This is a genomic window from Desulfarculus baarsii DSM 2075, assembly GCF_000143965.1.
Lineage (GTDB): Bacteria > Desulfobacterota > Desulfarculia > Desulfarculales > Desulfarculaceae > Desulfarculus > Desulfarculus baarsii.
Map to the genome: position 1 here is coordinate 3,013,070 of NC_014365.1, position 10,749 is coordinate 3,023,818.

Genomic DNA, 10,749 nt, shown 5'->3' on the forward strand with positions numbered 1-10,749 from the left:
CCGACGGGGGCGTCATGCGCATCATCGGAAAGGGGGTTGGTTCATGGGGGCTTATGAGAAGGCGTTTCGGCAAAGCATCGAAGACCCGGAAGTTTTTTGGGGCCAGGCGGCCCAGGCCATCGACTGGGACCGCCGGTGGGACAAGGTGCTCGACGACTCCAACGCGCCGTTTTATCGCTGGTTCAGCGGCGGCATGCTAAACACCTGCCACAACGCCCTGGACCGCCACGTGGCCGGCGGTCGGGCCAAGCAGGCGGCGTTGATCTACGACAGCCCGGTCACCGGCGTCAAGCAGGTGTTCAGCTACGAGCAACTGCTGGAGCTGACGGCCAAATGCGCCGGGGCCCTGGTCAGGCTGGGCCTGGCCAAGGGCGACACGGCCATCATCTACATGCCCATGGCGCCCCAGGCGGTGGTGGCCATGCTGGCCTGCGCGCGCATCGGGGCGGCGCATTCGGTGGTCTTTGGCGGGTTCGCGGCCAAGGAGTTGGCCGTGCGCATCGACGACGCCAAGCCCAAGGTGGTCATCAGCGCCTCGTGCGGCATCGAGATCAACCGCGTCATCGAGTACAAGCCGCTGCTGGACAAGGCCATCGACATGGCCGTCCACAAGCCCGAAAGCTGCCTGATCCTGCAACGACCCCAGGCCACGGCGGCCCTGACGGCCGGCCGCGACCACGACTGGGATCAAGCCCTGGCCACGGCCGACCCGGCCCCTTGCGTCAGCGTGGCCGCCACCGATCCGCTTTACATTCTCTACACCTCGGGCACCACCGGCAGCCCCAAAGGCATCGTCCGCGACAACGGCGGCCACGCCGTGGCCCTGGCCTGGACGATGAAAAACATCTATGGCCTGGAGCCCGGCGAGGTCTTCTGGGCGGCCTCGGACGTGGGCTGGGTGGTGGGGCACTCCTACATCGTCTACGCGCCGCTGATCCACGGCTGCACCAGCGTGCTTTACGAGGGCAAGCCCGTGGGCACGCCCGACGCCGGGGCCTTCTGGCGGGTCATCGCCGAGCACGGCGTCAAGGCCCTGTTCACCGCGCCCACGGCCTTCCGGGCCATCAAGCGCGAAGACCCCGAGGGCCGCCTGTTCAAGGCCCACGACCTGGGCCGCTTCCAGACGCTGTTTTTGGCCGGCGAGCGCACCGACCCCGACACCCTGCACTGGGCCGGCCAGCTCTTGCAACGGCCGGTGGTGGATCACTGGTGGCAGACCGAGACCGGCTGGGCCATCGCCGCCAACTGCGTGGGCCTGGAGATGCTGCCGATCAAGCCCGGCTCGCCGACCAAGGCCGCGCCGGGCTGGGACGTGCGCATCCTGCGCGAGGACGGCTCGGAGGCCGCGCCCCTGGAGGCCGGGGTGGTGGTGGTGCGCCTGCCCTTGCCGCCGGGCTCGCTGCCCACGCTGTGGAACGCCCCCGAGCGCTTCCGCGAGACGTATCTAACTGCTTTCCCTGGCTATTACTTCACCGGCGACGAGGGCTACGTCGATGACGACGGCTATCTGTTCATCATGGGCCGCGTCGACGACGTGATCAACGTGGCCGGCCACCGGCTCTCCACCGGGGCCATGGAGGAGGTGGTGGCCCAGCACCCGGATGTGGCCGAATGCGCGGTGATCGGAGCGGCCGACTCTTTCAAGGGCCAGTTGCCCGTGGCCATGGTCGTGCTCAAGGCCGGGGCCAAGACCGCCCCGGAGCAAATCAAGGACGACCTGGTGCGCATGGTCCGCGAGCAGATCGGGCCGGTGGCCAGCTTCAAGGAGGCGGTGGTGGTGGCCCGCCTGCCCAAGACGCGCTCGGGCAAGATCCTGCGCGGCGTCATGCGCAAGATCGCCGACGGCCGCGCCGCCACGCCGCCATCGACCATCGAGGATCCGGCGGCCCTGGACGAGATCGGCGCGGCTCTGCGCTCCATCGGCTACGGCCAGGCCCAAGGAGCGTAAGCGCGGCGCGTTTTTTGGTTGCAAACCATTCCCAGACGCTTCAGCCTATTTGGTAAGACGCACGGGCAAAACACCGACGCGTTCAGCCAAGGAGGAAACATGGAAAAATGGGAATGCCCTTGCGGCTATGTGTACGACCCGGCCGAAGGCGACTATGAGCACGGCGTGGCCCCGGGCACGCCCTTCGAGGAACTGCCCGAGGATTGGGTCTGCCCCAAGTGCGGTTCGGAAAAGCAGTTTTTCGAAAAAGTGGACTGACCAGACAATCGGGCGCGCCCGACCGGCCACACACGCGGCCCGGGCGCGCCCGCCTCAAGTCAAGCCCGCCCCATACCCTGCCCCAAAACACGCGGCTGGCAAGGTCTTGCCCGGCTGCGGCGAATGGATATTTGTGTTGAAATATTGCGCCGATATTTTGTAAAACCCTAATATCGGAACGACGTTTAGCGTAAGGCGTTCGATGTTTGGCGCGGCAGCCGCGACAAAACCGGTTGCGCGCGGGCGGCCCAGGGGCGACCATTGCGCGAAAGCCGTTTCACCGGCGGGCGCGCCCAGCGACGTGGCCGCCGATGGCGTCGAATCGATCCATTTGCCGATTGCGCAAACAACTTTGAGGGGGTCGTCATGAAACTCAGCCTTAGAAACAGATTCCTCCTACCCACCGTCATCATGGTGTTGGTCGGCTTTTGCACGTCATCGCTGGTTTCCTACCTCAGCGCCAGCAGCGCCCTGGAGCGCACAGCCAGCCGCGAGATCGCCCAGATAGCCACCCTCTCGGCCAAGATGCTCGACTGGTGGATCAAAGACCGCCAGAACGACCTGGCCAACTGGAGCGCGCAAAAGCTCTACGGCACCGCCCTGCAAGAATCCTTCATGGGCAAGGCCGCCCGCAAGGAGGCCAACGAGACCCTCCAGGCCCTGGCCCACGACTACAAATATTACGAGAGCATCAACCTCTGCAAGGCCGACGGCGTCATCGTGGCCAGTTCGCGCTACGACGACGTCAAGGACATCAACCTGGCCGACCGGCCCTATTTCAGCGAGGCCATCAAGGGGACCATCAACACCTCCGAGGTGGTGCTCAGCCGCACCACCGGCCAGCCCACCTTCATCATCGCCGCGCCGGTCAAGCAGCGCGACGAAATCATCGGCGTGCTGGCCGGCGTGGTCGACCTGGCCTATTTCAACAAAACCATGATCGAAAGCCTGGAGCTGGGCCAGACCGGCTACGCCTACATATACGACCAAAAAGGCCGCTTTATCAGCCACCCCGACAAATCATGGCTGCTCAAGGTCAATGTCAATGATTTCGACTATGGCCGCGATATGATGACCATGGGCTCGGGCGCGATCATCTACGAGCAAAACGGCGTCGAAAAGACCGTGGCCTTCCAGAAGGTCGACGGCCTGGGCTGGACGGTGGGCGTGGGCGTGGGCACCGACGAGCTGCTGACGGCGGCCAAACGAGTGGGCTGGGTCAACCTGATCGTGGCCGTGGTGTGTATCGGCGTGGTGGGGGCGATAATTTTCTTTATCGCCACGCGCATCGCCGCCAGGCTCAAGGACATCGCCGACGGCCTCAGCGACGGGGCCACGCAAGTCTCCCACGCCGCGGCCCAGATGGCCACGGCCTCGCAGCAGTTGGCCGAGGGCAGCTCCGAACAGGCCTCGTCGTTGGAGGAAAGCTCGGCCTCGCTGGAGCAGATGGCCGCCATGACCCGCCAGAACGCCGACAGCGCCCAGCAGGCCGACAGCCTCATGCGCGAAACCAACCAATACGTGGCCGGGGCCAACACCGCCATGAACGAACTGACCACGGCCATGGGCGAGATATCCGCCGCCAGTGAAAGCACGTCGAAAATCATCAAGACCATCGACGAGATCGCCTTCCAGACAAACCTGCTGGCCTTGAACGCCGCCGTGGAGGCCGCCCGGGCCGGCGAGGCCGGAGCGGGATTTGCCGTGGTGGCCGACGAGGTGCGCAACCTGGCCATGCGCGCCGCCGAGGCGGCCAAGACCACCGCCGACCTCATCGAGGGCACGGTGCAAAAGGTCAAGGACGGCACGGCCCTGGTCGACCGCACGGCCAAAAATTTCGGACAAGTAAGCGAAAACACCAACAAGGTCGGTGAGTTGGTTGGCGAAATCGCCGCCGCCAGCAAGGAACAATCCCAGGGCATCGACCAGGTCAACCAGGCTATTTCGCAGATGGACAAGCTCACCCAGAGCAATGCGGCCAACGCCGAGGAATCGGCCGCCTCGTCCGAACAGATGAACGCCCAGGCCGAGAGCATGAAAGACTTCGTGGCCGAATTGGCGGCCCTGATCCTGGGCGCGGCCGAGGACCAGCCCCGCGCCCAGGCCGCCGCGCCCAAGCCGGCCCAACAGCCTTCGGCCGCCGCCAGCCGCCGGGTCGGCCCGGCGACGTTGTTGCAGCACAAGCCCCAGGCCGCCAAGCCGGCGGCCAAGTCCATCGCCGCCAAATCCTCGGCCACGGTCAAGCCGACCAATCCGGCCACGCCCGCCAAGGCCGTCGGCCAGCCCCGGCCCGAGGACGTGATCCCCTTTGACGACGAAAAGGACTTCCAGGACTTCTAGCCGCCAGCGACAAAAAACCAGGCCGCGGGCCCGCCACGCACGGCGGGCCCGCGGCCTTTGGCTTGTCGGCCCCGGCTCAGTGGGCCTGGGCCCAGTCGCGGCCCCAGCCCACATCCACCTTCAGCTCGACGTCGAGCTTGAGCACGTCCTCCATGCAGCGGCGCACGGCCTGGGCGAATTGCTCCACGCCGCCCTCGGGCGTCTCGAAGACCAGCTCGTCGTGCACCTGGAGGATCATCGGCGAATCGGGGTAATGGCGCGTGAGCATCTCGTCGACGCGCAGCATGGCCAGCTTGATGATGTCGGCCGCCGAACCCTGGATGGGCGTGTTGAGAGCCACGCGTTCGGCGGCCTCGCGGGCCTGGCGGTCGCTGGAGTTGATGGCCGGCAAAAAACGCCGCCGGCCCAGGATCGTGGTGACGTAGCCCCGCTGGCGGCACTGGCTGAGGTTTTGCTGCTGGAACCGGGCCACGCCCTGGTAACGCCCCAGATAGCGGGCGATGATATCCTCGGCCTCGGCCCGGCTGACGCCCTGCTCGCGGGCCAGGCGAAAGGCGCTCATGCCGTAGAGCACGCCGAAGTTGACCGTCTTGGCCCGGACGCGCATCTCGCGGGTGACCAGGCCGGGCATGACGTCGAAGATGCGCGCGGCCGTCTGTGTGTGCACGTCCAGGCCTTCGGCCATGTCCTGGAGCATCAGCGGGTCTTGGGACAGGTGGGCCAGCACGCGCAGTTCGATCTGCGAATAATCGGCGCTGACCAGAAGCCGCCCCGGCGCGGGCACGAAGCAGCCCCGCATGCGCCGGCCCAGTTCACCGCGCACGGGGATGTTTTGCAGATTCGGGTCCGACGACGAAAGCCGGCCGGTGGCGGTGACGCACTGATTGAAACTGGTGTGCACGCGGCCAGTGTCCGGGTTGATCAGCGCGGGCAAGGCGTCGACGTAAGTGCTTTTGAGCTTGGCGTTGGCGCGGTAGGCCAACACCTCGGCCGGCAGGGGGTGCTGGGCGGCCAGGATGGCGAGCACGCTCATGTCGGTGGAATAGGCCGTGCGCTTTTTGGTCTTTTTGACCTGGCTCAGGCCCAACTCGTCAAAGAGCACCTGGCCCAGTTGCTGGGTCGAGTTGATGTTGAACTCGTGGCCGGCCAGGGCGTAAATTTTTTGTTCGCCCGCGGCCAGGGCCTGGTCCAACTCGGCTGAAAGCCGGCCCAGTTCCTCGGCGTCGATGAGCACGCCGTAGCGCTCCATCTTGGCCAGCAGGGGCGTCAGCGGCATCTCCAGTTCGTCGAACAAGCGGCGCAGATCGGCCTCATCGAGCTTTGGGCCCAGGGCCTGGGCCGCTTGCAGGGCCACGTCGGCGTCCTCGGCGGCATAGGGCACGGCCCGCTCGGGCGGGGCCTGGGCAAAGCCCTTGCCCTTGCCGCCCACGGCCTCCTCGAAGCCGATCACCCCCCGGCCCAGGTGCTCGGCGGCGATGGCCTCCAGGCCGTGGCTGGCCTTGGCCGGGTTGAGCAGATAATCGGCGACCATGGTGTCGAACAAGGGGCCGGCCACGCTCAGGCCGGCGCGCCGCAATACGTTGAGGTCGTATTTGAGGTTCTGGCCGATCTTGAGCAGCCCTGGGTCGGCCAGGGCCTGGCCCAGCAGATCCAGGGCCTGACGGCGGGGCGCCTGGGGTTCGTCGGCGGGCCAATCGTGGGCCAGGGGCGCGTAGTAGGCCAGGCCGGGGCTGACGCACAGCGAAAAGCCCACCAGATCGGCCCGGATGGGATCGAGGGAGGTCGTCTCGGTGTCGATGGCCAGTTGGCCGGCCGCCTTGGCCTGTTCCAGGACGCGGGCCAGCTCATCCAGATCGGTCAGGCGGCGATAATCGGCCTGGGGCCTGGGGCCGGCGGCGGCGAAGTCCTTGATGAGTTTGTTGAACTCCAGGCGGGTCAGCAGGGGCAGGAGCACGTCGCGGTCGGGCTCGACGACCCGAAAGGCCGCCGGCTCGAAGCGCAGCGGCGCGTCGTCGCGCAGGCGCACCAACCGCCGGCTGAGCAGGGCCATATCTTTGTTTTCGATGAGACTTTCGCGCAGCTTTGACTTTTTCATGGCCGGCGCGGCGGCCAGCACGGCCTCCAGGCCGGGGTGCTCGGCCAGAAGCTTCACCGCCGTTTTGGGGCCCACGCCGGGCACGCCAGGCACGTTATCGGAGGCGTCGCCGGTCAGGGCCTGCATGTCCACCTGCAACTCCGGCGGCAGGCCGGTCTTTTGACGCACCTCCTCGGGGCCCAGGCGCAGGTCTTTCATGGTGTCCCAGAGGCTCACGCCGGGACCGACGAGCTGAAGCAGGTCTTTGTCGGCGCTGACCAAAACCACCTCGAAGCCCTGCTCGCGGGCCTGGCGGGCCAGGGTGGCCATCAGGTCGTCGGCCTCGAAGCCTTCCATCTCCACCGCCGGCAGGCACAGCGCCGTGACCAACTGGCGCACCAGGGGCAACTGGGCCTTGAGCGCCGGGTCCATGGGCGGGCGGTTGGCCTTGTAAGCCGGGAAGATCTGGTGGCGGAAGGTGGGGCCCTTGGCGTCGTAGACCACGGCCAGATGGCTGGGCCTGGCCTCGGCCAGCACCTTTAGCAGCATGTTGACAAAGCCGAACACCGCGCCGGTGGGCACGCCGTCGCTGGTGGCGAGACCCTTGACGGCATGGAAGGCGCGGTGGATGTAGCCGCTGGCGTCCAGCAGAAAAATCGTCGGCTTATCCGGCAATTGACACTCCCGTGCCGGGGTTGGCGGCGTCTTGGCCCGCCAGCTCCCGCAGCCTCTGGCCGTGATTTTGGGCCAGGAGCAGCGCGCGATGCACGTCGCGCCGGGCCAGGCCCAGGGCCGGCAGATCGTTTTGGGCCTGTCGGCTCAGGCCGGCCAAGCGTTCGAGGATCTTGTCGTAGTGCACGGTGGGGTAGGTCTGGCCCGGCTGAAAACCGGCCCGGGGGCAGATGCGTCCCCGGCCCTGGGCGGCCACGGGCACGCCGTAGAGCCGGCAGGTGATGGGCCGCTGGGCGTAGAGCAGACAGCGGCCGCCTTCCAGCAGCGGGCAAGGGATGCGCGTGGCGCTGAACAGCCGGGCGCGGCCCTGGTCGTCCAGAGCCAGGCTCTGAGCCACGGCGGCGTCAAAGGCCTTGGCCGCCTTTTCGCCGCGGCGCAACACCTCGCGGCGCTGATTGCGCGGCAAATCGGCAAAGGCCAACGCCAGGCCCACGGCCTCGATGGGCGAGACGTCGAACATGGCGTGACAACAGTCGTCGCAACCGGGCCGGCAAGCCACCTGGGCCGGGTGCTCGGCGGAAACGCGGGCGAAGGCCTGGTCGGCCAACTGGCGGGCGCGCTCCAGTTCTTGCAATAATTGGCTCAACATTATTGACATCATATCCGTTAATGGCGATCATGTAACGCCGCCTGGGGCGCGGCCGATCGTGCCATTATATCAGAATGACGCCGCCAGCGGTCGCGGCCGTGGAGCGCGACGCGCCAGGCCGGCTGCCGTGCGGCAAAATTGCTTGACTTGCCGCTTTTGGCGTGATAGCTAGAACCGACGGTAAGTGCCGTTTGGCACAGGCGGAACCCGGCGATTATCCTCTAGGCCAACCCATCGATCGCGCGGCGTTTTTTTGGATTGTGGCGCGATGACGCGGTTGGGCGCGGTCGTCGCTGGCCGTCGGGTGGTGAGCATGGGCCGGTTCTTTAATAAAGAAAACCGCCCGGTGCTGATGCTGCTGGCCCAGGCCAGCTCCATCGGTCTGGCCATGGTTTTGGCCATTGTCTTCGGCACGGCCTTGGGCTACTGGGTGGACAAAACCTGGGGCACCGGCCCTTGGGGCCTGCTGGTGGGCCTGCTGATGGGCATCATCGCCGCCTTCCGCAACCTCTATATCCTGGGCAAACGCGCCCAGAAGCTGGGAGACAAGTGATTTGAGCCAGGATTCGGCGATCATGGGCGGCAAGGAAACAGAGTTCGTCAAGGGGCTCTGGGTCTGCAACGGCGTGGTTTTCGCCTTGCTGCTGGCCGGCGCGTTGATCTGGGGCTCGAAATCCTCGGCGCTCGGCGTGGCCGTGGGCGGGCTCATCGCCCTGGCCAACTTCAAGCTGATGCAACGAGCCATCGTCAAAACGCTCAGGCCCCACGTCCGCAAGGGCTTGGCCATGAGCTCGATGCTACTCAAGTATTACCTCAGATTCGCGGCTACGGTCCTGGTGCTTGGCGTCTTGGTCAGCCAGAACATGGTCGAGCCGGTGGGTCTGTTGCTGGGCCTCTCGGTGGTGGTCATAACCATCACCACCTGGGGGGTCATCAGTGTCCGCAAACTCGGTTAAGGAGGCCACCCGGGCATGGAACACCCTCTTCTGCTCTTGACGGTGCTGTTGGAAAAGATCGGCCTGGGCAACTTCGCCCACGCCTATCCCCACGTGATCTATTCGTGGCTGGTGATGCTCATCCTGATCGTCGTGGCCAAGCTGGCCACTCGCACGATCAAAATGGTCCCCACCGGCGGGCAGAACTTCTTCGAGGCCGTCCTGGGCGGGTTCGAGAACTTCTCCATCGACGTCATGGGCGAACACGGGCGGCCCTATTTCCCCATCGTCGCCACGCTGTTTTTGTACATCCTGATCATGAACTGGATCGGCCTGGTGCCGGGCATGCTCAGCCCCACCAGCAACGTCAACACCCCGCTGTCGATGGCCCTGGCGGTGTTTGTCATCACCGTCTTCGTGGGCGTCAAATCCCACGGCCTTCATTATATCAAGCACTTCACCGGCCCCTTCTGGTGGCTGGCCCCGTTGATGCTGCCCATCGAGATCATCGGCTTCCTGGCCCGGGTCATCAGCCTGACGCTGCGTCTTTTCGGCAACGTCATGGGCGAGGATCTGGTCATGATCATCCTGTTCTTCCTGGCCGGCTCGTTCCTGGCCCCGCTGCCGATGATGATGCTGGGCCTGTTCACCTGCTTCGTGCAGGCCTTCATCTTCTCGCTGCTGACCATGCTCTACCTGGCCGGCGCGCTGGAAGAAGCCCACTAGAAATAAAGCTTCCCCCAAGGAAGAAGGCGCATAACAACCAGTTTTAGGAGAAATGCAATGAAAAAGTTCTCGCTGATCGCCGCCCTGACCGGCCTGTTCGTTCTGGGTCTGTCCGCCGTGGCCATGGCCGCCGATCCCACCGTGGCCGCCGAGCTGGCCAAGGTCTTCGCCGCCTCCGTCACCGCCGCCGGCTTCGGCCTGGGCATCGCCGCCTTCGGCACCGGCATCGCCCAGGGCATGGCCATCAAGGGCGCCGTCGAGGGCACCGCGCGCAACCCCGAGGCCTCCGGCAAGATCCAGGTGACCATGCTCATCGGTCTGGCCATGATCGAGTCTCTGTGCATCTACGCCCTGGTCGTCAGCCTCATCCTGCTGTTCGCCAACGACCACGTGGCCGTGGTGAAGACCATCATCGCCGGCTAATTCCCGACTGCCTGGGCCGGGCCTCGCGCCCGGCCCTTCAATTCAACGCCCATGTGACCGACCTCACAATGGTTTGAGCAGCCGATGAAATTCATGAAGATCCCAGCCGCCACCATCACGCGCCTGTCCATCTACTCCCGGGCCCTGGAAGGGCTGATCAACGAGGGCGCGCCCGTGGTCTCCAGCAAGAGGCTCGCCGAGCTCTGCGGAGTGAACCCGGCGCAGATCAGAAAAGACTTGGCCTACTTCGGCCAGTTCGGCGTGCGCGGCGTGGGTTATTATGTCAAGGAGCTGCTCTTTGACATCAAGAAGATCCTTGGCCTGAACAAGGAATGGAGCCTGGCCATCGTCGGCATGGGCAACCTGGGCTGCGCCCTGATGGCCCACGAAAACTTCCTCAAGCAAGGCTATCGCTTCGTGGCAGCCTTCGACGCCGACCCCATGAAGATCGGCCTCAAGCTGGCCAACGGCATGCCCATCAACGCTGTCAGCGACCTGCCCCGCCTCTGTCGTGAAACCGGCGCCGAAATCGGCGTCATCTGCACCCCGGCCGCCGTGGCCCAGGAAATCGCCAACCGCTTTGTCGAGGCCGCGATCAAGGGCATTCTCAACTTCGCGCCCACCCAGATCCAGGCCCCCAAGGGCTGCAAGGTCGAAAACGTCGACTTCTCGGTCAAGCTGGACAACCTGGCCTACCACCTGACCTCGGCCTGACGCGCGAATA

10 protein-coding genes are annotated in these 10,749 nt (G+C 65.5%); 8 read left to right on the forward strand and 2 right to left on the reverse strand.

The genetic code is table 11. The annotated features are described in order from the left end of the window. Positions 1-43: 43 nt before the first annotated feature. The 3 genes from DEBA_RS13540 (at position 44) to DEBA_RS17290 (ending at position 4,546) form a co-directional block, all read left to right on the forward strand. Complete coding sequence (locus DEBA_RS13540; RefSeq protein WP_013259512.1) at positions 44-1,948, forward strand: propionyl-CoA synthetase; 1,905 nt, start codon at positions 44-46, stop codon at positions 1,946-1,948. A 99-nt stretch (positions 1,949-2,047) separates the two neighbouring features. After that, positions 2,048-2,206: a rubredoxin gene (locus DEBA_RS13545; RefSeq protein WP_013259513.1), complete on the forward strand. Its 159-nt coding sequence runs from the start codon at positions 2,048-2,050 to the stop codon at positions 2,204-2,206. Positions 2,207-2,572: 366 nt separating this feature from the next. Then, positions 2,573-4,546 (forward strand): methyl-accepting chemotaxis protein, encoded by a 1,974-nt coding sequence (locus DEBA_RS17290; protein WP_013259514.1) that lies wholly within the window; start codon positions 2,573-2,575, stop codon positions 4,544-4,546. Positions 4,547-4,622: 76 nt separating this feature from the next. Here the strand turns inward: DEBA_RS17290 and polA are convergent, their stop codons facing one another. Next, positions 4,623-7,295 (reverse strand): DNA polymerase I, encoded by a 2,673-nt coding sequence (gene polA / locus DEBA_RS13555; protein WP_013259515.1) that lies wholly within the window; start codon positions 7,293-7,295, stop codon positions 4,623-4,625. Further along, positions 7,285-7,941, reverse strand: a complete 657-nt coding sequence (locus DEBA_RS13560; protein WP_013259516.1) for a YkgJ family cysteine cluster protein — start codon at positions 7,939-7,941, stop codon at positions 7,285-7,287. The genes polA and DEBA_RS13560 overlap by 11 nt, the downstream gene beginning before the upstream one ends. 313 nt (positions 7,942-8,254) lie before the next feature. Between DEBA_RS13560 and DEBA_RS13565 the strand changes: the two genes are divergently transcribed. The 5 genes from DEBA_RS13565 (at position 8,255) to DEBA_RS13585 (ending at position 10,739) form a co-directional block, all read left to right on the forward strand. Further along, positions 8,255-8,494, forward strand: a complete 240-nt coding sequence (locus DEBA_RS13565) for an AtpZ/AtpI family protein (RefSeq protein WP_043815852.1) — start codon at positions 8,255-8,257, stop codon at positions 8,492-8,494. 1 nt (position 8,495) lies between these two features. After that, positions 8,496-8,897, forward strand: a complete 402-nt coding sequence (locus DEBA_RS17295; protein WP_050762368.1) for an ATP synthase subunit I — start codon at positions 8,496-8,498, stop codon at positions 8,895-8,897. A 15-nt stretch (positions 8,898-8,912) separates the two neighbouring features. Continuing rightward, positions 8,913-9,602 carry a F0F1 ATP synthase subunit A gene (gene atpB / locus DEBA_RS13575; protein WP_013259519.1) on the forward strand — a complete coding sequence of 230 codons (690 nt, stop codon included), beginning with the start codon at positions 8,913-8,915 and terminating at the stop codon, positions 9,600-9,602. 57 nt (positions 9,603-9,659) lie between these two features. Further along, positions 9,660-10,025, forward strand: coding sequence for an ATP synthase F0 subunit C (atpE, locus tag DEBA_RS13580; RefSeq protein ID WP_013259520.1), 366 nt, complete (start codon positions 9,660-9,662; stop codon positions 10,023-10,025). A gap of 84 nt (positions 10,026-10,109) precedes the next feature. Continuing rightward, entirely contained in the window at positions 10,110-10,739 is a 630-nt protein-coding gene (locus tag DEBA_RS13585; protein ID WP_013259521.1) for a redox-sensing transcriptional repressor Rex, read from the forward strand. Positions 10,740-10,749: the final 10 nt, after the last annotated feature.